This is a genomic window from Variovorax sp. GW821-FHT09D07, assembly GCF_059416345.1.
The window spans coordinates 871,895-895,999 of the sequence record NZ_JBWKOY010000001.1; the positions used below are offsets into that span (position 1 = coordinate 871,895).

25 protein-coding genes are annotated in these 24,105 nt (G+C 67.4%); 5 read left to right on the plus strand and 20 right to left on the minus strand.

Translation table 11 applies throughout. The annotated features are described in order from the left end of the window. Positions 1-2,823 (minus strand): DUF802 domain-containing protein, encoded by a 2,823-nt coding sequence (locus AC07OX_RS04015; RefSeq protein ID WP_495259945.1) that lies wholly within the window; start codon positions 2,821-2,823, stop codon positions 1-3. Positions 2,824-2,854: 31 nt separating this feature from the next. Next, the gene (locus tag AC07OX_RS04020; protein WP_095745831.1) at positions 2,855-3,559 is read right to left on the minus strand and encodes a DUF3348 domain-containing protein; all 705 of its coding nucleotides are present in this window, start codon (positions 3,557-3,559) and stop codon (positions 2,855-2,857) included. Positions 3,560-4,155: 596 nt separating this feature from the next. Between AC07OX_RS04020 and AC07OX_RS04025 the strand changes: the two genes are divergently transcribed. From AC07OX_RS04025 to AC07OX_RS04045, 5 genes are all read left to right on the plus strand, one after another. Then, positions 4,156-4,359 (plus strand): hypothetical protein, encoded by a 204-nt coding sequence (locus AC07OX_RS04025; protein WP_495263355.1) that lies wholly within the window; start codon positions 4,156-4,158, stop codon positions 4,357-4,359. Then, a complete protein-coding gene (locus AC07OX_RS04030; protein WP_495259947.1) occupies positions 4,356-4,538 on the plus strand; it encodes a hypothetical protein in 183 nt (60 codons plus the stop codon). The genes AC07OX_RS04025 and AC07OX_RS04030 overlap by 4 nt, the downstream gene beginning before the upstream one ends. An 8-nt stretch (positions 4,539-4,546) precedes the next feature. Then, the gene (locus tag AC07OX_RS04035) at positions 4,547-5,698 is read left to right on the plus strand and encodes a calcium:cation antiporter (protein ID WP_495259948.1); all 1,152 of its coding nucleotides are present in this window, start codon (positions 4,547-4,549) and stop codon (positions 5,696-5,698) included. A 347-nt stretch (positions 5,699-6,045) separates the two neighbouring features. After that, entirely contained in the window at positions 6,046-7,734 is a 1,689-nt protein-coding gene (locus AC07OX_RS04040) for a sensor histidine kinase (RefSeq protein ID WP_495259949.1), read from the plus strand. A 32-nt stretch (positions 7,735-7,766) separates the two neighbouring features. Then, entirely contained in the window at positions 7,767-8,462 is a 696-nt protein-coding gene (locus AC07OX_RS04045) for a response regulator (RefSeq protein WP_095947069.1), read from the plus strand. A gap of 45 nt (positions 8,463-8,507) precedes the next feature. Here AC07OX_RS04045 and AC07OX_RS04050 read toward each other — a convergent pair whose 3' ends face one another. From AC07OX_RS04050 to AC07OX_RS04135, 18 genes are all read right to left on the minus strand, one after another. Continuing rightward, positions 8,508-9,422 (minus strand): type II secretion system F family protein, encoded by a 915-nt coding sequence (locus tag AC07OX_RS04050; protein ID WP_062474167.1) that lies wholly within the window; start codon positions 9,420-9,422, stop codon positions 8,508-8,510. Positions 9,423-9,434: 12 nt separating this feature from the next. Further along, a complete protein-coding gene (locus AC07OX_RS04055) occupies positions 9,435-10,424 on the minus strand; it encodes a type II secretion system F family protein (protein WP_139702488.1) in 990 nt (329 codons plus the stop codon). 9 nt (positions 10,425-10,433) lie between these two features. Then, positions 10,434-11,813 carry a TadA family conjugal transfer-associated ATPase gene (locus tag AC07OX_RS04060; protein ID WP_495259950.1) on the minus strand — a complete coding sequence of 460 codons (1,380 nt, stop codon included), beginning with the start codon at positions 11,811-11,813 and terminating at the stop codon, positions 10,434-10,436. A 42-nt stretch (positions 11,814-11,855) separates the two neighbouring features. Further along, positions 11,856-13,013, minus strand: a complete 1,158-nt coding sequence (locus tag AC07OX_RS04065) for a CpaE/TadZ family protein (protein ID WP_495259951.1) — start codon at positions 13,011-13,013, stop codon at positions 11,856-11,858. Between the two features lie 19 nt (positions 13,014-13,032). Further along, on the minus strand, positions 13,033-13,482 hold the full coding sequence (locus AC07OX_RS04070) for a TadE/TadG family type IV pilus assembly protein (protein WP_369629274.1): 450 nt from the start codon (positions 13,480-13,482) through the stop codon (positions 13,033-13,035). Beyond that, a complete protein-coding gene (locus tag AC07OX_RS04075) occupies positions 13,479-13,937 on the minus strand; it encodes a TadE/TadG family type IV pilus assembly protein (RefSeq protein WP_062474159.1) in 459 nt (152 codons plus the stop codon). Before AC07OX_RS04075 ends, AC07OX_RS04070 begins: the two co-directional genes overlap by 4 nt. An 8-nt stretch (positions 13,938-13,945) precedes the next feature. Then, positions 13,946-15,175 carry a pilus assembly protein TadG-related protein gene (locus AC07OX_RS04080; RefSeq protein ID WP_495259952.1) on the minus strand — a complete coding sequence of 410 codons (1,230 nt, stop codon included), beginning with the start codon at positions 15,173-15,175 and terminating at the stop codon, positions 13,946-13,948. 45 nt (positions 15,176-15,220) lie between these two features. Further along, positions 15,221-15,397: a Flp family type IVb pilin gene (locus AC07OX_RS04085; RefSeq protein WP_139702491.1), complete on the minus strand. Its 177-nt coding sequence runs from the start codon at positions 15,395-15,397 to the stop codon at positions 15,221-15,223. Positions 15,398-15,500: 103 nt separating this feature from the next. Beyond that, positions 15,501-15,716, minus strand: a complete 216-nt coding sequence (locus AC07OX_RS04090; protein ID WP_495259953.1) for a Flp family type IVb pilin — start codon at positions 15,714-15,716, stop codon at positions 15,501-15,503. 124 nt (positions 15,717-15,840) lie between these two features. Then, on the minus strand, positions 15,841-16,137 hold the full coding sequence (locus AC07OX_RS04095) for a hypothetical protein (protein WP_495259954.1): 297 nt from the start codon (positions 16,135-16,137) through the stop codon (positions 15,841-15,843). An 11-nt stretch (positions 16,138-16,148) separates the two neighbouring features. Then, positions 16,149-17,618, minus strand: a complete 1,470-nt coding sequence (locus AC07OX_RS04100) for a type II and III secretion system protein family protein (protein WP_370680859.1) — start codon at positions 17,616-17,618, stop codon at positions 16,149-16,151. Between the two features lie 89 nt (positions 17,619-17,707). Then, on the minus strand, positions 17,708-18,547 hold the full coding sequence (cpaB, locus tag AC07OX_RS04105) for a Flp pilus assembly protein CpaB (protein ID WP_062474148.1): 840 nt from the start codon (positions 18,545-18,547) through the stop codon (positions 17,708-17,710). 33 nt (positions 18,548-18,580) lie between these two features. Beyond that, positions 18,581-19,165, minus strand: a complete 585-nt coding sequence (locus AC07OX_RS04110) for an A24 family peptidase (RefSeq protein WP_492696766.1) — start codon at positions 19,163-19,165, stop codon at positions 18,581-18,583. Positions 19,166-19,181: 16 nt separating this feature from the next. After that, positions 19,182-19,328 (minus strand): hypothetical protein, encoded by a 147-nt coding sequence (locus AC07OX_RS04115; protein ID WP_167395048.1) that lies wholly within the window; start codon positions 19,326-19,328, stop codon positions 19,182-19,184. A 210-nt stretch (positions 19,329-19,538) separates the two neighbouring features. Next, positions 19,539-20,756 (minus strand): CaiB/BaiF CoA transferase family protein, encoded by a 1,218-nt coding sequence (locus AC07OX_RS04120; RefSeq protein ID WP_495259955.1) that lies wholly within the window; start codon positions 20,754-20,756, stop codon positions 19,539-19,541. Then, on the minus strand, positions 20,756-21,724 hold the full coding sequence (locus AC07OX_RS04125; RefSeq protein ID WP_495259956.1) for a Bug family tripartite tricarboxylate transporter substrate binding protein: 969 nt from the start codon (positions 21,722-21,724) through the stop codon (positions 20,756-20,758). The genes AC07OX_RS04120 and AC07OX_RS04125 overlap by 1 nt, the downstream gene beginning before the upstream one ends. A gap of 34 nt (positions 21,725-21,758) precedes the next feature. Continuing rightward, complete coding sequence (locus AC07OX_RS04130; protein ID WP_495259957.1) at positions 21,759-22,898, minus strand: acyl-CoA dehydrogenase family protein; 1,140 nt, start codon at positions 22,896-22,898, stop codon at positions 21,759-21,761. Further along, positions 22,895-24,052, minus strand: coding sequence for an acyl-CoA dehydrogenase family protein (locus AC07OX_RS04135; RefSeq protein WP_495259958.1), 1,158 nt, complete (start codon positions 24,050-24,052; stop codon positions 22,895-22,897). Before AC07OX_RS04135 ends, AC07OX_RS04130 begins: the two co-directional genes overlap by 4 nt. Between the last annotated feature and the right edge of the window lie 53 nt (positions 24,053-24,105).

The following is a 24,105-nucleotide window of genomic DNA, read 5'->3' on the forward strand; positions in this document are numbered from 1 at the left end:
TCAGGCCTCGCTGGTCACGGCGGTCTGGCGGCTGGCGAACTGCTGCAGGTCTTCGACGATCTGCTTTTGCGACATGATGCTCAGGTCGATCACCTCGCGCGCCTGCGCCACGTAGTAGGCCAACTGCTCGTCGCTGCGCGCCAGCGACTTGCCCAGCGCGCCTTCGATGCGCTGCAGGTGCGCCACCAGCTTGTCGTTCGATTCGCCGAAGCGCTGCACGGCAAAGCCGAAGGCCTCGCCCAGGCTCGCCACCTCGACCGCGCCGCCGGTGATCTGCGCGGCGATGCCGGCCATCTTCTCGGTCTCGCTCTCGACCTTCTCGGTGAAGCGGCTGCCCACGCGTTCCATCATGTCGGCCGAGGCCGTGACGAGCGCGTCGATGGCGCTACGCTGTTCGGTCGAGGCGTGGTTCACCGCGCCGAGCAGGGTTTCGAGCGTGCCGAGGATGCGGCTGCGCTCTTCGAGCATGTCGTTGTCGCGCGCCATGCCGTCGGACAGCTTCTGGCGCAGCTCGGCGATCACGTCGGCCGCGGCCTTCGGTGCCTCGGCGGCCACCTGCAGCAGCTGCGCGACTTCGGCCACGGTCTGCTTCGCATTGGCCTCGGCCTGCGCCGACATGTCGCGCACGGTCTGCGCCAGCGTCTCGCTCATCTGCTGCTGCTGGCTCAGGCTGTGCGCGCCGGCCTGCTGCCATTCCTTCTGCAGCGAGGCGGCCATGGTCTCGAGCGACCCGCTCCAGGCCGCGAGGCGCTGCGCATCGCGCGTGGCGAGTTCGGTCTGCAGGTTGGCGTGCGCCTCGCGCACGGTGTCGAGCAGCGAGGCCGCGGCGCGGGGTGCGTCCGATGCGGCCTGCAGCAGCTGCGCGACTTCGGCGACGGTCTGCTTCGCATGCGCCTCGGCCTGCGCCGACACGTCGCGCGCGGCCTGCGCCAGCGTATCGCTCAGCTGCTGTTGCTGGCTCAGCGTGTGCGCGCCGGCCTGCTGCCATTCCTTCTGCAGCGACGCGGCCATGGCTTCGAGCGACTGGCTCCAGGCCGACAGGCGCTGCGCATCGCGCGCCGCCAGTTCGGTCTGCAGGCTGGTGTGGGCCTCGTCCACGGTGCGCAGCAGCGACACCGAATGCTGTTCGAAGGTGGCAGCGGCGGCGGCGAGCGCCTGGTGCGAATCGCCCGACAGTTTTTCGCTGACGCGCTGGTGCTGCGCGAGCGCGCTGCCCCAGGTGTCGGACACGCTGCCCACGGTGCTTTCGAGGCGGGCCGACACGCCGTCGACCAGCGCGGCCGAGCGCTGCTCGAAGGTCTCGGCAAAGCGTTCGAGCGTGCCGCGCAGGTCGCTCGACAGCGCCCCGCTCGCGCGCTCGTGTTCGGCCAGCGCGGCCTTCCAGGTGTCGGCCACGCCGGCGGTCGAGGCCTCGAAGCGGCCCGTGAGGCCTTCGAGCTGCCGTTCGACGGCCTGCGCCATGCCGCCCTGCAGCGACGCGGCTTCGCGCGCGATGCCGAGCATGGCCGCCTCGACCACGGGTTGGATCGTTGCGCCGGCGATGCGGGCGGTGTCGGTGAGGCTTTCTTTCAGCGAGCGATCGACCGAGGCGGCCAGGCCGCTGTACGCGGCTTCGGCCTTCTGGTGGAAGCTGTCCTGGCTGGCGACGAGGCGCTCGTTCTGCGCCTGGCCCTGGCGCTCCAGCGCGGCCATCATGGTCTGCAGCTGGCCGACCAGCTCGGGCATGACCTTCGCCACGGGCTGGATGGTCTCGCCGGCGATGCGGGCGCTGTCGGCCAGGCTGTCCTTCAGCGAGCGGTCGACCGAAGCGGCCAGCCCCGTGTAGGCGGCTTCGGCCTTCTGGTGGAAGCTGTCCTGGCTGGCCACGAGGCGGTCGTTCTGCGTCTGGGTCTGGCGCTCCATCGCGGCCATCATGGTCTGCAGCTGGCCGACCAGCTCGGGCATCACCTTCGCCACGGGCTGGATGGTTTCTCCGGCGATGCGCGCGCTGTCGGCCAGGCTGTCTTTGAGCGAGCGGTCGACCGAGGCGGCGAGCCCCGTGTAGGCGGCTTCGGTCTTCTGGTGGAACTGGTCCTGGCTGGCGACGAGACGTTCGTTGATCGACTGGCTCTGGCGGTCCATCGCGGCCACCATGGCCTGCAGCTGGTCGACCAGCGCGGGCATCGCGTGGGCCTGTTGCTGCATGAGCTTGAACGACTCTTCGCGGCGGTGCGCCAGCGAATGGCCGCGCAGCGACGTGGCGATGAGCGTGTCGAGCGACTGCCCGGCCAGCAGGCGTTCGCGCCGGCACAGCGCCGAGGCCAGGCCCAGCATGGCCGATGCGGCCACGCCCGCCACCGAGGTGCCGAAGGCCAGGCCCAGGCCGCGCACGGGCGCCGACAGCGAGTTGCGGATGGCCTGCACGTCGGTCGCGCTTTCGAGCGCCAGCCCCGTGCCGTTGAGCGTGACCACCATGCCCAGGAAGGTGCCCAGCATGCCCAGCAGCACCAGCAGGCCCGCGAGGTACGGCGTGAGCGCCGGGCCCGGCAGGCCGACGCGCTCGCCTTCGATGCGCAGGCGCACCGCGTTGCGCAGCGAAGGATGCAGGCCGGCGAGCCAGTCGCCGAGGCTCGCCGGCGGCGCCGACAGGTCGTTCACCGCATGCGACAGCGTGCCGGTGGCCTGGTGGAAGCGGTGCAGCTCCAGCGCGCCCATCAGGTAGAACGCGCCGATCAGCGCCGTGATCACCAGGGCCAGCGGGTTGTGGCCGACATAGCTGGCACCGACCCAGCACACGACGGCCAGGCCCACGAGGAAGACGGCGTAATGGAAAAATCTGTTCATGGAAGCTTGTTGTCTCTTGTAGGGCGGCACGCTAGCGATCGCGAAGGGCTTCGAGCAGGCCTTCGACCGGTTGCATGCGAATGTCCAGCTCGGCCCGCAGCACGCTTTGCATGTCGCGGCCGAACACGTCCAGCCAGCCGGCGGCGGCGGTCGCTGGCGGCTGGGGGTTGTCGGGGTTGGCGTCCTGCGCGGCCTGATGGGCCTCACGCAGACGCTTGAAGTGTTTCTCCAGCAGCGTGGGCACGCTCGCCAGCAGGCTGCGTTCGCGCGCGCCCACCACCTGTTCCAGGATGGCGTCCACCGCGGCCAGCCGGGCCAGCTCGGGCGAGCGGGTGGCCAGCCGGGCCCGCAGGCGGGCGCGCAGCGGTTCGATGGCCGTTTCCATGGCCTGCTGCCGCGCGAAGTAGCGGCGGCGGTACGGCGGAAAGTCGTCGTTCGCGCCGGGCAGCACCGAGGCCACACCGCCGTCTGCATTGCCCTTGGCCAGCGCGGCCTTCAGGCGCGCGCACTCCTGCGCCTCCTCGGCACCCTCGGACGCCCGGACGCCGGACACGGCGACGCCCAGATCGGAATCCAAAGCTGCAGACAAGGAGATGGCGTCGGTCCAACTGAACCACTGACTCAAACGATCCGCGAGGGCTTGCCTGGATTCGGGAACGTCGATGTCGCTCAATTGAGCGAGCAAGCGAGTGAGCGCCGAGCCGGTGAAGCCTGTGCGCCGTGACACTTGCACCATACCGCGAGAGAGGGAGAAAACCGGGCAGTTTACACCGGTCAACTGGCGGCTTTCCCTCTGTGAACTGGTGCACAGGAAGCGCGGGAGAAGTGAAACGGGGTGTGACCGAAACCGAGGAAAACGGGGCGCGAATACCTAAATCAGGTGAGTGTGCTTGTTTACATTTGTCGTAAGAATGAATACTTTCAATTCCCAGTAGCCGAAGAGCCGCAGAGCTTGGTCAGGGTGGGATCTGGACAGCATGGTCACTCTGACAAATGTCGTCGACTCATTCGGTTTCCGCCTGCCCCTGCCACCTTCAGGACATGGACCGCCAGCCGCGCAGAGGGTGGATGCGCCTGTTGCCCTGGCTGCGCCTGTACCGTTGCTCGAGCTGCAGCAGGATGCGGCTCCTGTCCAAGCAGAAGGTGGACAGCGCCCGCCTCCTGCATGCGGCCCAGGTGCGCGCACGCGGAGGCTGAGGGCGTCGCCCCCGATTTCCCTGCTATCATTTTTTCGTTCGCGCGCCCTGCGCGAACCGGGCCGAGGACGACCTCGGTCTTGCACCTTCACCTTGCAAGGGACGGCCCTTTCCTGACTTCTCGCGAAGTTTCGACATGGCCGTACTGCTCCCTTCCTGGCGCCTCGCTGCGCAACGCTTCTTCTCCCGTTTCCGCCTTCCTCGCGCTCGCGCCACCGTGCCGGATGCCTTCCGGTTGACGCTCGGCGCCGTGCGCCTGCACGTGCGCACGGGCGCGACCCGGCTGTCCTACCGCGCAGAATGCCCGCGCGCGCCCACCGCATCGGGAGCCGCGCGATGAACGGTCCTGATCTGCACTGGCCCGCGCTGACCATGGCGGTGGCCCTGGCCTATGCCGCCTGGCATGCGCGCCGCGAAGGCTGCGAACCGCGCGACGTGAAGGCCCTGTGGACCGCGAGCGGGCTGAGCCTCGCTGGCAGCGGCCTCTTGGCCCTGGCTTCCCTCTTGATGTCGGAGTGACAACGCCCATGACAACAACACCCTCCCCCGCCCGCCTCGTGCCGCACGCCACCTGGGCCCTGATCGCCGCCGCCTGGCTCGTGGTCGGGCTCTTCGTCGCTTTCGGCGACCGCTGGCTGGCCGCGCCGATCAGCCCCGTGGTGGCCGGCTGCGTCTTCCTGGCGCTGTTCGTCACCATCCTGGCCGCCTCGTTCGGCGTGGTGCGCGAGGCAGACCACCTGGCGCACCAGCTGGGCGAGCCGTATGGCACGCTGATCCTGACGCTCTCGATCGTGTCGATCGAGGTGATCCTCATCGCCTCGGTGCTGCTGGGCCCGGGCGAGTTTCCGACCATCGGGCGCGACTCGATCTTCGCCGTGATGATGATCATCCTGAACCTCGTCATCGGCATCTGCCTGATCGCGGGCGCAGCCCGCCACGGCGACCAGGAATACAACGCGCAGGGCGCCGGCGCCTACCTGTCGATGATCGTGCTGCTGACCGGCACTGCGCTGGTGCTGCCCAACCACAGCTCGGGCGCGGGCGAGTTCACGCCGGTGCAGGCGATCGGCATGTCGGTGCTCACGGCCGTGCTGTACGGCGCGTTTCTCTGGATGCAGATGCGCAGCCACCAGCGCTTCTTCATCCAGCCGGCGCCGGGGCGGATGTCGGTGCGGGCGACCTCGCCCTCGCCTGCCACGCAGGCCGATCACGCCCGCCTGGACAAACGCGCCGTGGTCGTTCGCTCGCTGCTGTTGCTCGCGATGATCCTGCCCATCGTGCTGCTCGCGCACTACCTCGCGGTGGTCACCGACTACGGCATTGCCGCGGCCGGCGTGCCCGCGGCCGTGGGCGGCGTGCTCATCGCCATCATCGTGTTCACGCCCGAGTCGATCACCGCCGTGCGCGCCGCGATGAACAACGAGATGCAGCGCGCCATCAACCTTTGCCTGGGCGCCTTCGTCTCCACCGTGGGGCTCACGGTGCCGGCCGTGCTGGCCATCGGGCTGGTCACGGGCAAGCAGGTGCTCATGGGCATCTCGGGCGCCGAAACCCTGCTGTTTGCGGTGACGGCGGTGCTGAGCCTGCTGAGCTTCAACGGGCAGCGCACCTCGCCGATCCAGGGGCTCATGCACCTGATGCTGTTTGCGGTCTACGGGATGCTGCTGTTCCTGCCCTGAGGCCGCGCAACCGGGTTACCCCGCGGCCTGCGCCTTCGCCAAGGCAGGCGAACGCCCCGTTGAGGTACCTTGCCCTCTCCTAGGCCTCCCCAACCGGCACCACGCCCTCTCGCCGCCCTCTGCAGCGGCCTCATTTATCCGCATGCAATCCAATGCAAATATAGTTACCAAACGTTAATGGAACGAGATTTCAATTGCATCTGAACACCAAAGTAGTAATGTGAACTCGTCACACGTTGTGGTCTCAGGCAAGAAAAATGTATTCCAAACTGTCACTGCCGAGCGCTCCTGTCCGTACCGCGATCTCCCGCGGTGCCTGACATGGTCCATGCACCGGATGCATCCCCATGCGAGCGCACGGCTCCGCCCCCAGCATCGACGCCAGCCTGGCGGCGGATGCGCTCATGGTGGGACGCATGCGGCTCGTGCTGTCGATCTCGGCCCTGCTGGCGATCACGGTCGACGCCGCCGATAGCCGGCAGCAGGTCCCCGCAGCGGTCTGGCTGGCCTTCTTCGGTTACATCCTTCACAGCCTGCTGATCCACGTCTGCACGGCGGTGGGGCGGCCCTACTTCCAGGGCCGAACCATCCACTGGTCCGACGTGCTGTGGTTCACGCTGATCATGGTGGTGACCGACGGCACCCACAGCCTGTTCTTCCTTTTCTACTTCTTCGCCATCCTCACCTCGTCGTTCCGTTGGGGCTTCGAGGAAGGTGCCCGCGTGACGATCGCCTCGGTCGCCTCCTTCGCCGCCTGCGGACTGGCCACAGGCACGGACGACACGCCGCAGCTGCTGATGCGCACCGCCTTCCTGCTGGCACTCGGGCACATGATCGTTTACTGGGGCGGCTCCAAGCTGGCGCTGCAACGGCGCCTTGCCCTCCTGGGCGAAGTGAGCCAGCTGTCGAACCCGCGCTTCGGCGCCGGACGCACCATCGCCCGCACGATGGAGCGCACGCTGGCCTTCTTCCGGGCCAGCCATTGCATCCTGCTGACGCGCGACCGCGCCACCGGCACCTGGCTGTTGCGCACGCTGCGCGAGGACGACACCTGCGAGCAGGTGAGCATCGAGACCATCGGCCGCCTCGCGGAATCGCCGCTCATGGCCCTGACGCCCGACAGCGTCGTACTCAGCAATCGCCTGCCCTGGCCGCTGAACCACCTGCGCGCGCAGCACCGTGTCTTCGAAGCGGGCGCCACCGCCTGGCGCAGCGCCGACGAAGCCGGCGCGCAGCGCTGCACCACCATCGCCGCCCTGCTGGAGGCGCGGGCCTTCATCAGCGCGCCGCTGCCGATGCGCCTGGGCGAAGGCCGGGTGTTCATCTCGTCGCGCGACGGGCGGCTGGGCAAGTCCGACGCGCTGTTCCTCGCCCACCTCATGGAACAGATCTTCCCGGTCATCGAGACCATCGAGGTGCTCGACCGCATGGCCTCCGAAGCCGCGTCGACGGAGCGCCTGAAGATCGCACTCAACCTGCACGACACCGCCATCCAGCCCTACATCGGCCTGCGCATGGGCCTGTGCGCGCTGCGCAAGCGGGCCGCCGCCGACAACCCGCTGCGCGAAGACCTGGACAAGCTCGCGGACGTGGCCGACGGCGTGATCGCCGACCTGCGCCGCTACGCCGGCGAAGTCAGGCACGGCGCGAACGACGATCCCGGCGGGCTGGTGCGGCCCCACCTGGAGCGCCAGGCCGCGCGGATCAAGGGCCTGTACGGCATCGACATCGACATCGTGATGGCCGTCGACGGCCCGCTGCACCTGGACGACCGCGTGACCGCGGAGCTGCTGCAGATGGTGAGCGAAGGGCTGAACAACATCTGCAAGCACACCCATGCGCGCCACGGCAGCGTGCGCATCGATTGCAAGAACGGCCAGCTGGCGTTGTGCATCGAGAACGACGCCTGCCAGGAAAGCTTCACCGCCTTCCACCCCCGCTCTCTCACCGAGCGCGCCGCGGCCCTGGGCGGCCAGGCGCATGTCGACCGATGCGCAAATGGCGGCACGGCGGTACGGATCGAAATCCCGATCTGACCGCTCGCCGCAGACACAGGAAGGAGTCCGTCATGCAAACCCTCGACCATCCCGACCATCCCATTGCCGTGCTGCTCGTGGACGACCACAAGACCATGCTGTGGGGCCTGTCGAAGCTGATCGACGGCGAGCAGCCACGCATGAAGGTGGTCGGCACGGCCAGCTGTTGCGACGAGGCGGTGGCCACGGCGCAAAGCCTCGCGCCCGATGTCATCGTGCTCGACCTCGACCTGGACGGCCACAGCGCGCTGGACATCCTGCCCCGGCTGCTGACCAACGAGGTGTCGCGCGTGATGGTGCTGACGGCCGAGAAAGAGCAGCGCACGCTCGATCTGGCCGTGCTGCGCGGCGCGCGCGGCGTGGTGGGCAAGGACGCCTCGGCGCAGCAGCTGCTCGACGCCATCGAGCGCGTGTTCCGTGGCGAGCTGTGCGTCGACGCACAGACCATGGGCCGCGTCTTCTCCGAACTCACGTCGGCCAGGAAGCCGCCGAAGGCCGACCCCGACACGGCGCGCCAGGCCACGCTGACGCACAAGGAGCGCGAGATCATCCGCATCGTCGCGACGGGCTGCGGCGCCTCCAACAAGGCGCTCGCCGAGCGCGCCTTCGTCACCGAGCACACGCTGCGCAATCACCTGTGCGCGATCTACCAGAAGCTGGGCGTCACGAACCGGCTCGAGCTGTACATCTACGCGATCAAGCACCAGCTCGACACGCTGGCGGCCTGATCCGCTGCAGCGGCGCCCGGCCGGCCTTCCGGCCCGGTCGCCTCCTCATTGATGCCCGGTCAGCATCGGCCCGATCATCCGGATCACGCGGATCGCCGCCGGCGTCAGGATCACGAGCGAGATGCACGGGAAGATGCACAGCACCAGCGGCAGCAGCATCTTGGTCGGCACCTTCGCCGCCAGCTCCTCGGCGCGCACCTGGCGCTTGTGACGCAGGTCGTCCGAAAACACGCGCAGCGACTCTCCGATGCTGGTGCCGAAGCGGTCCGCCTGGGTCAGCATGGTGGCGAAGGTGCCTATTTCTTCCACGCCCGTGCGCAGCGCCAGGTTGCGCAGCGACTTCTCGCGTGTGCCGCCGGCGCGCATTTCCAGGTTGGTCCAGTGCAGTTCCTGTGCGAGCGCCCGGCTCTTGATCTGGATTTCCTCCGTGACCTTGGCCAGCCCGGCGTCCAGCCCGAGCCCCGCCTCCACGCACACCAGCATGAGGTCGGCGGCGTCGGGAAAGTTCTCGAAGATCTCGCGGCGCCGCGTGCGGATGCGAAGGTACAGCAGCGCGTTGGGCAGGTAGCAGCCGGCCAGCGCCGCCAGCGCCAGCCACAGCAGCATCGTCATGCCGCCCGCCGAACCCGCCGCGCGCAGCATGAGGAACGCGACGGCCGCGAAGCCCAGCGGCAGCAGCGTCTTCAGGCCGAAGTAGATGAGGTACGCATCCGGGTGGCGGATGCCGGCATTGAGAAAGCGCACGCGCATCGGCGACAGGTCGGCGTCGCCGGTCGGCGACGACAGCTGCGCGAACGGCCCGACGAGCTTGACGGCGGTCTCGGTCCAGGCCGACTTGCCGGACGGCATCGCCACCGCCTGCAGCCGCTGCGCGGTGCGCGACGGGGAGAACCACACCGCCAGGCCGATGACCGTCAGCGACACGGACAGAAAAACCAGGATGGGGAACAACATGGCCATGACGCTTCTCCTTCAGACGTGAATCTTCACGATCTTGCGCAGCAGCACGATGCCCACGAGCATCAGCACCAGCATGTAGCGCAGCACCGTCTGACCGATCGGGTCGGTCCACAGCGGCGACATGAACTCGGGATTGAAGATGTTCATGAGTGCCGCCAGGGCGAACGGCATGATGCCCAGGATCCAGGCCGACAGCCGCCCTTCCGACGACAGCACCCGCACCCGCGCGAGCAGCTTGAAGCGCGCGCGGATGAGCTGGCTCAGGTTGCCCAGCACCTCGGTCAGGTTGCCGCCCGAATCGCGCTGGATCAGCACCGACACCACGAAGTAGCGCAGGTCGGTGAGCGGCACGCGCTCGCTGAGGTTGGTCAGCGCCTGCTGCAGCGAGACGCCGAAATTCACCTCGTCGGCCACCAGGCGGAACTCGCTGGCGATCGGGTCGGGCATTTCCTCGCCGATCATCTGCACGCCGCTGGCAAAGGAGTGGCCCGCGCGCAGCGCGCGCGTCACGAGGTCCAGCGCGTCCGGCAGCTGCTTTTCGAGGCGATCCAGCCGGCGGCTGCGCTGATGCTGCAGGTACAGGATGGGAAGCAGCGCGGCCACGGCCCCGGCCAGCAGCGCCAGCCACACGGGCTGGTGCGCCAGCCACACGGCGAAGAACGCGAACGCACCGAGTGCACCGCAGGCCAGCAGAAAGCTCGACACCGTCCAGTCCAGCCCCGCCTGCAGGATGAAGCGGTCCAGCCGGTGCGCCCGCGGCAGCGCCAGCAACTGGCGCTGCATCCACGGCATGTCGCTGAGCATGCGTTCCTTGGCGAGATGGGCCTGCGGCGTGCGGTCGACCGCGGCGGACATCGCCTGCAAGCGCTTTTCGATCTTGCGCGCGCCGGGCCCCTTGTAAGACCGCCACAGCAGGTAGAGCCCCTCGATCATGAGCAGCGCGGTCACGAAGACCAGCACCGTGACCGTGACCAGCGTGTTCCCCCCCAGGTTGTCGAACATGGCGCGCTCCTATTCGTAGTGCTTTTCGGGATCGAAGATGCTGTCGGGCAGCTCCACGCCGTACGCGTGCAGCCGCTCCATGAACTTCGGCCGCACGCCGGTCGCATGGAAATGGCCGCGCACCTGGCCGTCGGGGCTCATGCCCGTCTGGTGGAAGGTGAAGATCTCCTGCATGGTGACGATCTCGCCCTCCATGCCGGTGATCTCCTGGATGCTGGTGACCTTGCGCCGCCCGTCGACCAGCCGCAACACCTGGACCACCACCGTGATCGCCGAGGCGATCTGCTGGCGCACGGTGCGGTGGGGCAGGTTCAGGTTCGCCATGCCGATCATGTTTTCCAGCCGCGCCAGCGCATCGCGCGGCGAGTTGGCGTGGATGGTGGTCAGCGAGCCTTCGTGGCCGGTGTTCATGGCCTGCAGCATGTCGACCGCCTCGGCGCCGCGCACCTCGCCGATCACGATGCGGTCGGGCCGCATGCGCAGCGCGTTGCGCACCAGCGCACGCTGCGTGATCTCGCCCTTACCTTCGATGTTCATCGGCCGCGTCTCCATGCGCGCGACGTGCGGCTGCTGCAGCTGGAGCTCGGCCGCGTCCTCGATGGTGATGATGCGCTCGGACTCCGGAATGAAGCCCGAGAGAATGTTCAGCAGCGTGGTCTTCCCTGCCCCGGTGCCGCCCGAGATCAGCATGTTGATCTTGGCTTGCGCCAGGCCTTCGAGCATCTGCGCCATCGGTGGCGTGAGCGACTTGAGATCGTTCACGAGGTTGTTCATGCGCAGCGGGATCTTCGCGAAACGGCGGATCGACATCATCGGCCCGTCCAGCGCCACCGGCGCAATGACGGCGTTGACCCGTGAACCGTCGGGCAGCCGCGCATCGACCATCGGGCTGGACTCGTCGATGCGGCGCCCCACCAGCGAGACGATCTTGTCGATGATGCGCAGCAGGTGCTTCTCGTCGGTGAAGCTGACGTTGGTCAGCTCCAGCCGGCCCCGCCGCTCCACGTAGATCTGGTCCGGCGAGTTGACCAGGATGTCCGACACCGTCGGGTCGGCCATCAGCAGCTCGATCGGTCCGAAGCCCAGCATCTCGTGCTGGATGTCGCGGATCAGCGTGCGCCGCTCGATGTCGTTGAGCGCCTCGGGCTCTTCCTGCAGCAGCCGCCCGACCATGGTCGAGATTTCCTGCCGCAGGGCGTCGGGCTGGAGGGTTTCGAGCGCCGCCAGGTCGAAGCGGTCCAGCAGCTTCAGGTGCATGCGCTCCTTCAGCAGCTTGTAGGTGTCCGAGGCGAAAGGCGACGTGGTCAGCTCGAGGACCGGCCCCGCTGGCCCCGCCGAGCGCGCGCCGGCATCGCTGTCGATCGCATTGAGTTGGTCCCTGAATGACATGTTGGCACCTCCGCCTGGGTATTGATGGGAATCCGCCCTGTCTCAAGCACGGCGGAACAGCCGCCCCATGAAGCCGGGCGTCGCCTCCTGCCGCGGGCTGAGCGTGTGGGCGATCTCGTCCAGGCGCTTGGCGAGCGCGCTGCCGCGCGACATCTCCGCCAGCGGCACGCCGCGGTTGATGGACGCATCGACGTCCTTGCCGCCGTCCGGCACCGTCGTGAACGTCGCGCCGGGCAGCGACCGGCGCATGTCCGACAGCCCGATCTCGCCGCCGCCGGTGCTGCGGTTCACCAGCAGCTCAACCTTGCCGGTGGCGTAGCCGAGCGACTTGAACACCTGCATCAGGCGCGTCACGTTGCGGATGTGCGGCAGGCTGGTCTGCATCACGGGGAAGATGCGCTCCGCGCGGTCGAGCACGCGCAGCGTGAGCGTGTCGATGCGCGTGCCGAGGTCGAAGATCACGAAGTCGTACTGCGCGAGCGCCACCTGCAGGATGGCGTCGATGTGCTCGGCCTTGACGTCCATCGCGCGCGCCAGGTCTTCGGGCGCGGGCAGGATGCTGTAGCTGGGCGACACGCGCACCACGCTCGCCGCCAGCAGCGAAGCGTCGAGGCGCCCGATGTCGCGCGCCACGTCGGCCATCGTCGCGGTCGGGCGCAGGTCGCTCACATACGACAGCGCATCGCCGAACTGCAGGTTCAGGTCGATCAGCAGCACCGAGCGCTCGCGCGACAGCTGGTGCGCGATGTTGGTCGCGAGAAAGGTCGCGCCGCTGCCGCCCTTGCAGGGCATGAACGCCACCACCCGCCCAGGGCTGCGCGCCTGCGAACCGGCCATTTTGAGCGCGATGCGATCGACGGCGGCCTCGAGTGCGACGGTGTCGGCGGGCGACGGCAGCACCTCGCGCACGCCCGCGCGCATCGCGTGGATCAGGAACTCGGGCGTCTGCATCGCGCACAGCAGCACCACCGCCACCGCCGGATGCCGCAAGGTCAGGGCCTCCACCAGCGAGAGCTCCTGCGGGTCGCAGCACATGCCGTCGACCAGCAGCAGGTCGGGTGCGACCTTGTCGACGACCGCCTGCATCCGGCTCTTGCCGCCTTCGAAGAGCGACACGACATGGCCGCGCGGCTCCAGCACCTTGCGCATGTCCTGCAGGTGGTTCGGATTGGGGGAAACGATGGCGATCTTCATGGTCATGGTCGTGTCCGGTGTGTTGCTAGGAGCAGACGGCGTTGCTGTTCGGGTCCTGCCCCATGATTTCGCGCGGCAGATAGGTGGAAAAACCCGGCATCGGGATCGGAGAACGAGTTCCGAATCCGATGGGTGAAATCCATCGGTAGTCGAGATCGACGATGCGGACGTTCACGCCGCTGCAATTGGCGGAAGTACAGGTCGCGCTGATGCTGCCTGCCGCGTCGTACCAGTCGACACTGACATTGGCTGCGGTCAACTGGGGCAGGAATTTCTGCATGTTGGAAAGTACGACCGTGGCGTTTCGGTCGCACACGACGGCCGCACGCGCACCCCAGCGCGTCGCTTCGGCGGCTGCATTCCACGTCCACAACATGCGCACGAAATCCATGATGCCCAGCAGGAAGGTCAGGAAGAACATCAGGACCAGCGCGAACTCCACCGCGGTCGCACCCATCTGTCTTGTTCGATTCATGATTGACCTCGCATGGTGGCGCTGATATCCCCGAAGGGAATTTCTCCGTTCGCATCACCAAAACCAAGCCCGAACGCGCCGGTGAGGAGCGGGCGGAACTTGTATCCCGTGACCTTGATGGTCACGGTATTGATGGCCGGGCCGCTGCCCTTGAATTGCCAGGTCGGGGCGGGGACGTGAGAAGTGGTGAGGCCCAGGACCAATGGCGAGCCGCTACCTCCCGGGTTGCCATAGACCACCAGGTTCCTGGCCGTCGTGATCTTGGAGGGATCCGTGGTTGCGATCGACGGGTCCTGGGTGGACAGATAGCGAGAGGCGTCGCGGAGCGATTTCGCGATGGTGTTGTACTGGTACAGCGCCCGCCCGAACTCGGTCGTGATGAACGTCAGGATGAGCAGCAAGGGAAGAATCAGGGCGAATTCGACCAGTGCCACGCCGTTCTGTTTCTTTTTCATGCCAGCTCCTACTGAACGAGCGTCGGGACCCTGGGTCCGTTTGTGCCGCCGGCCAAACCCGCGGTGGCGCATGGACTGCCGGCGAGCGTCGCATCGCCAATGAACTCGAGCCACATCTTCGACTTCTTTCCGCTCGCATTCTTTTCCAGCGGATGCAGCATCAGCATGCAGCTGAAACCCTTGAGCGTGATCGACGGGCAGTCGACCACCGCAGTCGTGACCACACGTCGATTGGCACCCTTGGTGTAGTCGGTGGCATTGAAATTTCCCTGAGTCTTGAGGTTCTTGGTGTCGGGGTTCTTGTTGTCCCCTTCGTAAGGCGCGAATGAATTGCGCTTGGCAGTAAATCCGTTCGAGCCGGCGTCGTCATACCTGCCTGGCTTCACGGCGGCAGCGCTGTCGGCATACCAGGCGTACCCGGTCTGATCGGGAATGGCAGTCGCGGCGTTGAGGCTGCCCTGATAGATGCCGAAGCGGGTATTCCACGCGGCAACCGCTCCATTGGTCTTGCCTGCCTTGCCGACGTTTGTACCCATACCGGGAAGACCGCATTGCCCACTGCTGGTCAGGAGATCCTTGATCTCGCGCGCCCCGCCGCCGCTGCCGGTGAAATCCACCCAGTGAAACTGACCGGACTCCACATCGTCGTTGTCATTGGTCACGCCCTCGACCCATTCCCCTCGCGTGAACCCCCAGCCGGGGGCGGTGGATTTTTGGCAGATGCCGACGGGAATGAGGCAATTGGACTGGGACGGAGCCCTGGTGGCAACGGCGACTGCGGCCACGCTGTGCGATGCCCCATAAGTAGCACTTCCGCTGAACGCGCCCAGGGCATTGAGGATCCAAGGCGCGATGCCCGACTTCGTATGCAGGCACTTGGCGTACCTGGCATTCGCAACGGGCGTGAAGGTATGGCTGTAGGTGCCGATCAGCGAGTCGCTGAACACGATATCGGTCTGGGCGATGCCGGTCGCCCCACCTTGAAAATTGATCTTGTTGAGATCGGCCGCGGTCTTTCCTGCGCTGGTGGCACGCGTCAACGCATCGCTGGCGCCGTCGAGCTCCTGCGCGGCAGACAGGGCACAACTGTCCATGGCGGTTTGCAGCTCCGTTTTCACGATGAAGAGGCGACCGAAGTCCAGTGCGATGCCCATGAACCCGAGGAGGAACAGCAGGACCAGAGCGACGGTGACGATTACCGCGCCGCCTTGGCTGTGGCCGGAAGTGTGGACTTTCATGATCGGCTCCTGTGTGTGGGTGGCGGTTCGAAAAAGCTCTGTGCTTCAGCCGCATGTCACGCCACCAAGGCAGGTGCGGACGAGATCGACAACATTGCTGAGGTCGGTGTCCGTCACCAATGGCCGCAACGCGATGGCCAGCAGGATCGAGATCACGGCAATGACCAGCGCGTACTCCATCACTTGGGCGCCGCTCTCATCCCGCAGGAATGACTTGAACATGATGAGTACCTCGCTTTGTACTGGGCGGCGGCGGGCAACGGACAAGCCGGCCCCACCACCGCCACCGCCATAGCCATCGTTCCAATAAATGCGATCGCCGGGCTTAAGGGTTGCAGACGGCCATGTTGCCCTGGAGGCAAGCGGCCACGCGCTCAATGAAGGTTGTGAAATAACCTCCGGTGGTCAGGCCCTGCAGTGCAATGACCAGGGCGATCGACACGACTGCGATGATGAGCGCGTACTCGATAACTTGCGCACCATCCTCTTCCTTGACGAACGAGGACATGAAGTTGCCGGCACGGACAAAAAGTTGGTTCATTTTTTTCACCTTTGAATTGCAGTAAGAAAACAGAAAAATCTTGCGTTGGTTCTTGGGTTGATTGACTTCTATCTTTGCGTGGCAACTCCTTTCTGATCGAATTCAAGAATCGTTCGAGGGCCGCCTAACGACCCCCGCCGCCGTTATCTCCACCACCAATCCCGCCACCGATGTTGATGACGTTCACCGCCGGCGGCGGCGCCTTGTAGGACTTCTGGTACTGCACCATCGACTCCCGCGCCGCCCGGCCGTCCATGCCCACCACCGGATTGCCGTCCTTGCCGGCATCTGGATTGATCGTCATCTTCCTTTTCGCGTCGCGCACCGCGTCGCCAAAGCGCGCGTCGTAGTTGGGAGTGACGTGGGAGCATCCGGTGCCCAGGAGCAGCGTCAATGCGAGAGTCGTCGACTTGATGAACATGGTGATGCTCCTCACTGGGTATTGGTGGCCGGTGCGGCCGGTGCCGGGGTGGCGCTTTCGAGGCTGCCGTTCAGATAAACCTCCGCACGGCTGGGAACGACGTGGTTGTCGGTCGGCAGGCGAGGCGACTCGGCCAGCGGCCGGACCAGGCGGGGCGTGATCACGAACATCAGCTCGGTCTGGTCGTTCTGGAACTCCGTGCTACGGAACAACGCCCCCATCACCGGCACTTCGCCCAATCCGGGATAGCGCTTGATGGACTCCGTGACGTTGCTCTTGATGAGCCCCGCGATGACGAAGCTCTGCCCGTCGTTGAGTTGCACGGTGGTGTCGGCACGGCGCACCGTGAGCGATGGCAGCACGGCGGTCACGCCGCCGATGGTGGTGAAAGGCGAGCCGGTTTGCGACAGGTCCGACACCTCCGAGACCATCTTGAGGTTGACGCGGCCGCCGTTGAGCACGGTCGGGGTGAACTTGACCCCGATACCGAACTCCTTTTCTTCCAGCGTGATGTTCGTGCCATTGCCGCTGGAGGAGCTCTGCGCCACCGGAATGAAGATCTTGCCGCCCGACAGGAAGCTCGCCTGCTGGCCGCTGATGGCCATGATGTTGGGCTCCGCCAGGATGCGCACCAGGCCGTCGTCCTTCTGGCCGTCGATGGAGATCGACGTGCGACCGATCCTCAACGCCTCGATCAGGCCGCCACCGCCGCTCAGGAAATTGGAGATCAGCGAATAGCTGTTGAGACCACCGTTACCGGAGCGGGCCAGCCCGACGCGTGCGCCAAGGCGGTCCAGCAAGTTCTTGCTGATCTCGGCGATCTTCACTTCGAGCATGACCTGCTGTGGCGCAGTGACACGCAGCAGGTTCACCACCTTCTTGCCGTCGGCGCCGTAGGCCGAGGCCAGACTCATCACGTCATCGAGCTTGAGCGCGTCGCTGATCTCGCCGGTGAGCACGATGGATTTTTCCGCGCTGCGCACTCGGATGCGGCTCTCTTCCGGCATCAGCTCCGCCAGCTTGGACTGCAGCGCCCCGGGGTCGACGGTAACGACCACATCCTTGATGTAGCAGGTGCCGTCGGCACTTTGCAACACCACGTTCATCGAGCCGGCCTGGCGGCCGCGGAAGAACAGGTCGGTCGGACTCAGCAGCGTGACCTCGATGTCAGCTACGCCGTCGCCCACGTTCGCATTAGGCGCCGGCATCGCTGCTCCGGGCTGCGCCGGCGCTGCTGGCGCAGCCGCCCGGCCCTGCGGCTGTCCGCCGAACACGATGCGCACCACGCGCGCCTTCAACGGAATGACCACCGACTTGCCGAGCACGGCATAGGTCGGCTCGGAGTCCGGAATGATGGCGGTGCAGCGCCGGCTGGCCGGGGCTGCGGGTGCTGCAGCAACAGTTGCTGCTGCAGCGGTTGCAGCAGGCGCAGGCATGGCGACGGCCGTGGCCGGGGCGGCTGCCACGACCTCCGCGGCCATGGCGGGGGTCGCCACTGTCGCGAGGGTCGCCAGCAGACGGGCGATGGTTGTTGTGAGTGGGCGCACTTGGTGTTCCTCCTGATGGACGATCAGAAACAGGTGACCGAACGGGCGGCGCTCTGGATCACCTCCACGCATTCGGTGGCTCGCGGCGTGGCGGGACCTGCCAGCCGCACCCGCGGGTGGGCCGGAGCCGCCGCGGTGGAAACCGGCACGATGTCCTTCTTCTCGCCGAACAGCTGCCCCTTGGTGATGCCCAGGGTGGCGACCGTGGTCTTGTCCATCTGGTTGCGCAGCACGAGCGACAGGGTGCCCACGCTGCGTGCCAGGTCGAGCTTCTCGGAGTCTTCGAGCGAGAGTTCGAGCGTCACCGCGCTCACGACCTTCGGCTTGGTGTCGTCGCGGTTGGCCTCCTGGGCCACCGCCAGCACCAGCACCTTCTCGAGCACGGTCTTGCTGATCTGCAGCGCGTCTTCGCCGCGCCCTTTGTCCTGCTGGGCGTTGACCATCACGTCGACGTAGTTGCCCGGCAGCGCGAAGCCCGCCACGCCGACGACGTCGTTGACGCGCACCGTCATGGCCCGCTTGCCGCTGGCGATCACCGCCGACAGCCCGCCCTGCGTGCCCACCGGCGCCAGCTTGCCCTCCATGAGCGCTTCGCCGCGCAGCACGCCGACCTTCACCACGCGGTCGTTCAGCGCCTTGATGTCGCTGAAGGAGCCGTTCGGCACCGAGCCGCTGGGCCAGTCGACCGTGGACAGCATCTGTGCATTGACGCGGCTGCCCAGGTCGATGTCGACGGCGGCCACCACGACCTTGTTGGACGCGATGCCACTTTGTCGGGAGATCCAGCCGGTCGCGTAGACCGCGGCCGCCAGCCCGAACAGCAGGGCCAGAAAGATCAGCCCGATCGCCTTGATGTTCTTCATACGAACCTCCGCCAGGGGTGAAACATGTAGGAGCTAGACAAAGCCCAGCTGGTGCGCCAGCACTTGGACCACCGTGCCCGCCGCGATGCAGACGCCGTAGGGCAACTTGCCCACGGACTGGCCCGCCTGCAGGCGCCCGTCGGGCCGCATGCCCGCGATGCTGGAAATGACCATGCCCTGCGCCGTGGCCTTGACGTTGCCAAGCATGTGGACCAGGCGGCGGCGATGGATCGCGAAGGCCAGCGCCGCGACGCCGCCCGCGATGAAAGTGAAGAGCAAGGCCATCAGCGTCTGCTGGGGCCCCAGGAAGGCCCCGGTCATCGCCATCAGCTTGACGTCGCCGGCGCCCATGATCCCGAGCGCATAGAACGGCAGCATCGCGGCGAAGCCCACGGCCAGGCCACCGAATGCACTCGCCGCGCCCGACGCCGGCGTGCGTGCCGCCATCGTTCCGTAGATGAGGGCGAAGCACGCGCCGCCGAAGGTCAGCCAGTTGGGAATGCGATAAGAGCGCCAGTCGCTGACAGCCGCCACGCCGAGCAGCGCGAAGAGCGCCAGCATGCGGATGTCGGTGGCCAGCATCGCGAGCAGTTCGAGAACAGCGTTGAATTCCTGCATGGCGGGCTCCCCGTGTTCAGGCACTGCGCCGCAGGGCGAGCACCAGCAAAATGGCCACGACCATCACCAGCGCACCGATCAGCGCAACCTCCATGAACGACATGCCGGCGTCTTCGCGCAGCAGGCTCAGGGCGGTTCTCGGCAGAACTTCGAGCGGTTCCATGCGGTGTCCCCGGTGATCGTGGCCGGCCGAAGCCGCTGGCCTTCCCGGCGTGGGAAGAAGCGTTCGGCATGGGGATGACTGTAGGAATCGCACCGCTTTCGCACATGAGCGGAGCGCCCTTTTCTGGGGGAGTCAGGTGTCCCGCGACGGCACGGGGGCAGGCATGACAAAACGCCTACCCCGCAGGGCAGGCGAAAGCGCAGGCGCGCTTCAGATCACCTGCGCGTCACGCAGTGCCTCGAGCTGCGCCTCGCTCAGGCCCAGCGCGCCATACACCTGGGCGTTGTGCTGCCCCGTGCGCGGCCCCGTGGCGGCCGGGCGAACGCCGTCGCGCCCCACGAAGCGCGGCACCGGCGCCGGTGCGGGCACGGTGCCGAACTGCTCGTCGGGCACGTCGATGAAGGCACCGCGTGCCTGCATGTGCGGATCGGCCCGCAGGTCGGCGATCGAATACACCTTGCTGTAGGGGACGTCTTCGCGGTCCAGCCGCACGGCCAGTTCCGCGAATGGAAGACTGCCGCACCAGTCGGCAATGATGCGGTCCAGCGCCTCAAGGTGGCGGATGCGCGCGGCGTTGTCGGCAAAGCGCACGTCGGTGAGCAGGTCTTCCCGGTCGATCGCGCGACAGATGCGCGCGAAGATCGGCCCGCCCGTACCCACCAGCGTGAACCACACGCCGTCGAGCGCGCGGAACACGTTGGACGGCGCGGTGTAGGTGGCGCGCGAACCGGTTCGTTCGCGCACCACGCCGCCGATGCGGTGCTCGGCCGCCAGCGGATCGAGCAGGCGCGACATCGCCTCGGTGGCCGACAGGTCGATCTCGGCGCCCCGCTGCCGATCGCGCGGCAACGCATTGCGCTCGGCCAACGCGGTGCTGATGGCGAAGGCGCCGAACAACCCGGCCACCACGTCGCCCAGCGGATAGTTCATGTGCTGCGGCGGACCGCCGGGCTCGCCGGTCAGGTGCGTGAAGCCGCTCATCGCCTCGAAGATGCGCGCAAAGCCCGGCCGGCGCGCGTACGGGCCGGTCTGGCCGAAGCCCGTGAGGCGCAGCACGATGAGCCGCGGGTTGGCCGCGTGCAGCGTGGCGATGTCCAGGCCCCAGCCGTCCAGCGTGCCGGTGCGGAAGTTTTCCACCAGCACGTCGAAGCCGGCGATGAGCTGCAGGAACAGCGCGCGGCCCTCGGGCTTGCGCACGTCCAGCGAGATGCCCTTCTTGCCGCGGTTCGCGGTCTTCCAGAACAGCGGATGGCCCTCGTGCACCGGCGTGAGCCCGCGCAGCGGATCGCCGCCGCCCGGCAGCTCGAGCTTGACGACGTCGGCGCCCATGTCGCCGCACAGCGTGGCCGAGAACGGCGCGGCGAGCACGGTCGCCATGTCGAGGATGCGCACCCCGTGCAGGGGCGCGTGGTCGGCAGGCTGGCCCATCAGTTGCCCTTCAGGTCGACGCGCTTGAGCACCGGGTCCCACAGCTTGCGGTCGGCGGCGATGCGCTGGCCGAACGCGGGCAGCGACGGATCGAGCGCGGCTGCACCCAGCTTGGCCAGCTTGTCCTTCACCGCGGGCAAGGCCTTGGCCAGCGCGGCGCGCAGCGGACGCATCACGGCATCGGGCGTTCCCTTCGGCGCGACGATGCCCATCCACAGGCCACTGTCGAAGCCCTGCAGGCCCAGCTCGGCGAAGGTGGGCACGTCGGGCGCCGAGGGCGAGCGCGTGCGGCCGGTCTGCGCCAGGATGCGGATCTGCCCGCTGCTCATGTAGGGCAGCGTGCCGCCGAGGTTGTTGCACATCACCGGGATGTGGCCGGCGATCAGGTCGTTCACCGCCGGTGCGTTCCCCTTGTAGGGCACGTGCTGCATCTTGATGCCGGCCTGGTGGTTGATCATTTCGCACACCAGGTGCGACGGCGTGCTGGGGCCCGCGGAGCCGAAGGCGAGCTGGCCCGGCTTGGCCTTGTCGGTGGCAATGAGCTCGGACAGCTTCTGGTACGGCGTCTTCGCGTTGACCGCGATCACGTTGGGCAGGTCGGCCACCAGGCCCACGGGCACGAAGTCGTCCACCGGGTTCCAGGTGAGGCCCTTGTGCACGTAAGGCAGGAAGATGTTGGTCAGGCCCGCCATGAGCAGCGTGTAGCCGTCGGGCGCGGACTTGGCCACGAGTTCGGAACCGATGAGGCTGCCGGCGCCGGGCTTGTTCTCCACGATGACCGGCTGGCCCAGCGCGTGGCCCAGTTCCAGCGCCACCTCGCGCGCCACCAGGTCGGTGCTGCCGCCAGCAGGGAAAGGCACGACCAGCTTCACGGGGCGATCGGGGAAGGCAGCCATCGCCAGCGAGCCGGCGAGGCTGAGTACGAAGCCTGCGGTCAGGTGCGAAATTTTCTTGATCAAGGACGTCATCGTCAGTCTCCAGTTTCTCTGTGTGTTCAGCGTGTCAGTGCGTGAGGAAGCGGCGCCCGAGCGTGGCGCGGTGCAGCTCGGAGGCGCCGTCGTAGATACGGAAGGGCCGCAGCTCGCGCACGATGAGGGCGATGGGCGCGTCTTCCGACATGCCCAGCGCGCCGCACATCTGCGCCGCGCGGTCGGCCACGCGGTTCAGGGCCTCGGACACGAAGACCTTCGTCATCGCCGACTCGGTCTTCACCGACAGGCCCGCGTCCATGCAGCGCGCGCAGTCCAGGCTCATGAGCCGGCTGGCATGCAGGTCGATGTGGCAGTCGGCCACCATCGCCTGGATCTGCTGCAGGTCGGCCAGACGATCGCCGAACGACGTGCGCTCGCACACGTAGGCCTGCGCGATCTCGAGCGCACGCCGCGCGCGGCCCATGAGCCGCAGGCAGTGCGACAGCCGCGCGGGCTCCAGCCGCTGCTGCGCCGCCACGAAGCCCGAGCCCACCTCGCCCAGCACCGCGTCGGCGCCCACGCGGCAGGCCGTGAAGCGCAGCTCGCCGTGGCCGCCCACGGCGAAGGGGTCGACGGCACGGATGGCGCGCACCAGCGAAAGGCCCGGGTGGTCCATGTCCACGATGAACTGCGTGGGCCCCTCGTCCGTCTGCGCCAGCACGATGCAGAAGGCCGCGCCCACCGCGCCGGTGATGAACCACTTATGGCCGTCGATGACCCACCCGTCCCCCTCGCGCCGCGCGGTGGTGCGCAGCATCGACGGGTCGGAGCCCGCGCCGGGCGCCGGCTCGGTCATCGCGAAGCACGAGCGGATGCGGCCCTCGGCCAGCGGTCGCAGGTAGCGCTGCTGCTGCGTGGGCGTGCCCTGGCGCAGCAGGCTGATCATGTTGGGCTGGTCGGGCGCGGCGCAGTTGAGCGCGGCCGGGCCCAGGTAGCTGCGGCCGGCCTCCTCGAACACCGCCGCGCGCTCGACCCACGACAGGCCCAGCCCGCCCTCCTCCACCGGCATCTGCGGCAGGTACAGGCCCAGCTCGCGCGCGACCGGGCGCAGCTGCGACAGCGCCGCGTCCATCGCCCGCGGGTCGTGCACGTGGACCGTCGATTCGAGCGGGATGCAATGCCGCTCGACGAAGTCGCGCACCCGTGCAACGAGGTCCGTGCGCACGTTCATCGCGCACCCGCCTCGCGCAGCGCCAGCTTGGCGATGTTCAACTGGTGGATCTGGCTCGTGCCCTCGTACAGGCGGAACAGGCGCACGTCGCGGTAGTAGCGCTCGATGGGGCTGAAGTCAGCCACGTAGCCCGAGCCACCGAACATCTGCACCGCGCGGTCGGCCACGCGGCCGCACATCTCCGACGCGAAGTACTTGCACATCGAGGCCGACATCGCCACGTCTTCGCCGCGATCGCGTGCACGCGCCGCCTCGAGGATCATCGAACGCGCCGCGTAGATCTCGGTGCGGCTGTCGGCGATCATGGCCTGCACCAGCTGGAAGTCGGCCACCGCCTGGCCGAACTGATGGCGGCTGCTGGTGTGCGCCATGGCCAGGTCCAGCATGCGGATCGCCGGGCCCGTGCACAGCGCCGCCAGGTGCAGGCGCTGCTTGTTGAGCACCTTCATCACCGTCTGGAAGCCCATGCCCTCGCGCCCTCCGATGAGCTGGTCGGCGTGCACGCGGCATTCGTCGAAATGCACGTCCGACACGAAGGAGCCGGCCTGGCCCATCATGCGGTAGGGCGCGCCCGTCGTCAGGCCCGGCCCGCGCTCGACCAGGAACGCCGACACCCCCTTGCTGCCCTTCGAGCCGTCTTCGGTGCGGGCGATGACGGTGAACACATCGGCCACCGGCGCGTTGGTGATGAAGCGCTTGCTGCCGTTGAGCACGTAGTGGTCGCCCTCGCGGCGCGCAGTGGTCTGCACGTTGCTCGCCTCCGAGCCCGCCTCGGGCTCCGTGAGCGCCAGGCAGCCCGTGAGCTCGCCCGTCGCCATGCGCGGCAGCCAGCGCTGCTTCTGCGCCTCGGTGCCGTCGGCCACCAGCGCTTCGGAGCCGATGCCCGTGTTGGTGCCCACGCGGGCGCGCAGCGCCACCGACGACTGCGACAGCTCCATCGCGCACAGCACCAGTTCCTCGGTCGTCAGGCCCAGGCCGCCGTAAGCCTCGGGAATGCTCCAGCCGAAGTAGCCCTTGCGTCGCAGCTCGTCGACCACGTCGGACGGGATGTCGTTGTCGCGGCTGACCTGGTCTTCCAGCGGATGCCAGCGTTCGCGAACGAAGGCGCGGATGTCGGCCCGCAGGGCCTCGAAGTGGGGGGTGTCTCGGATCATGGTGGCCGCGACTGTAGGAAGCAGGTCCACAATTGCCGGCACTGAATTTCAAT

What these genes read in the sequence shown, in the direction of transcription:
- AC07OX_RS04090 (WP_495259953.1), bottom strand. Translation starts at nt 15,716, where the DNA reads ATGAACCAACTTTTTGTCCGTGCCGGCAACTTCATGTCCTCGTTCGTC.
- AC07OX_RS04115 (WP_167395048.1), bottom strand. Translation starts at nt 19,328, where the DNA reads ATGGAACCGCTCGAAGTTCTGCCGAGAACCGCCCTGAGCCTGCTGCGC.
- AC07OX_RS04040 (WP_495259949.1), top strand. Translation starts at nt 6,046, where the DNA reads ATGCGAGCGCACGGCTCCGCCCCCAGCATCGACGCCAGCCTGGCGGCG.
- AC07OX_RS04120 (WP_495259955.1), bottom strand. Translation starts at nt 20,756, where the DNA reads ATGGGCCAGCCTGCCGACCACGCGCCCCTGCACGGGGTGCGCATCCTC.
- AC07OX_RS04015 (WP_495259945.1), bottom strand. Translation starts at nt 2,823, where the DNA reads ATGAACAGATTTTTCCATTACGCCGTCTTCCTCGTGGGCCTGGCCGTC.
- cpaB (WP_062474148.1), bottom strand. Translation starts at nt 18,547, where the DNA reads ATGAAGAACATCAAGGCGATCGGGCTGATCTTTCTGGCCCTGCTGTTC.
- AC07OX_RS04125 (WP_495259956.1), bottom strand. Translation starts at nt 21,724, where the DNA reads ATGACGTCCTTGATCAAGAAAATTTCGCACCTGACCGCAGGCTTCGTA.
- AC07OX_RS04055 (WP_139702488.1), bottom strand. Translation starts at nt 10,424, where the DNA reads ATGTTCGACAACCTGGGGGGGAACACGCTGGTCACGGTCACGGTGCTG.
- AC07OX_RS04065 (WP_495259951.1), bottom strand. Translation starts at nt 13,013, where the DNA reads ATGACCATGAAGATCGCCATCGTTTCCCCCAATCCGAACCACCTGCAG.
- AC07OX_RS04025 (WP_495263355.1), top strand. Translation starts at nt 4,156, where the DNA reads ATGGCCGTACTGCTCCCTTCCTGGCGCCTCGCTGCGCAACGCTTCTTC.
- AC07OX_RS04095 (WP_495259954.1), bottom strand. Translation starts at nt 16,137, where the DNA reads ATGTTCATCAAGTCGACGACTCTCGCATTGACGCTGCTCCTGGGCACC.
- AC07OX_RS04035 (WP_495259948.1), top strand. Translation starts at nt 4,547, where the DNA reads ATGACAACAACACCCTCCCCCGCCCGCCTCGTGCCGCACGCCACCTGG.
- AC07OX_RS04085 (WP_139702491.1), bottom strand. Translation starts at nt 15,397, where the DNA reads ATGTTCAAGTCATTCCTGCGGGATGAGAGCGGCGCCCAAGTGATGGAG.
- AC07OX_RS04030 (WP_495259947.1), top strand. Translation starts at nt 4,356, where the DNA reads ATGAACGGTCCTGATCTGCACTGGCCCGCGCTGACCATGGCGGTGGCC.
- AC07OX_RS04075 (WP_062474159.1), bottom strand. Translation starts at nt 13,937, where the DNA reads ATGAAAAAGAAACAGAACGGCGTGGCACTGGTCGAATTCGCCCTGATT.
- AC07OX_RS04045 (WP_095947069.1), top strand. Translation starts at nt 7,767, where the DNA reads ATGCAAACCCTCGACCATCCCGACCATCCCATTGCCGTGCTGCTCGTG.
- AC07OX_RS04135 (WP_495259958.1), bottom strand. Translation starts at nt 24,052, where the DNA reads ATGATCCGAGACACCCCCCACTTCGAGGCCCTGCGGGCCGACATCCGC.
- AC07OX_RS04110 (WP_492696766.1), bottom strand. Translation starts at nt 19,165, where the DNA reads ATGCAGGAATTCAACGCTGTTCTCGAACTGCTCGCGATGCTGGCCACC.
- AC07OX_RS04100 (WP_370680859.1), bottom strand. Translation starts at nt 17,618, where the DNA reads ATGGCCGCGGAGGTCGTGGCAGCCGCCCCGGCCACGGCCGTCGCCATG.
- AC07OX_RS04060 (WP_495259950.1), bottom strand. Translation starts at nt 11,813, where the DNA reads ATGTCATTCAGGGACCAACTCAATGCGATCGACAGCGATGCCGGCGCG.
- AC07OX_RS04080 (WP_495259952.1), bottom strand. Translation starts at nt 15,175, where the DNA reads ATGAAAGTCCACACTTCCGGCCACAGCCAAGGCGGCGCGGTAATCGTC.
- AC07OX_RS04050 (WP_062474167.1), bottom strand. Translation starts at nt 9,422, where the DNA reads ATGGCCATGTTGTTCCCCATCCTGGTTTTTCTGTCCGTGTCGCTGACG.
- AC07OX_RS04130 (WP_495259957.1), bottom strand. Translation starts at nt 22,898, where the DNA reads ATGAACGTGCGCACGGACCTCGTTGCACGGGTGCGCGACTTCGTCGAG.
- AC07OX_RS04020 (WP_095745831.1), bottom strand. Translation starts at nt 3,559, where the DNA reads ATGGTGCAAGTGTCACGGCGCACAGGCTTCACCGGCTCGGCGCTCACT.
- AC07OX_RS04070 (WP_369629274.1), bottom strand. Translation starts at nt 13,482, where the DNA reads ATGAATCGAACAAGACAGATGGGTGCGACCGCGGTGGAGTTCGCGCTG.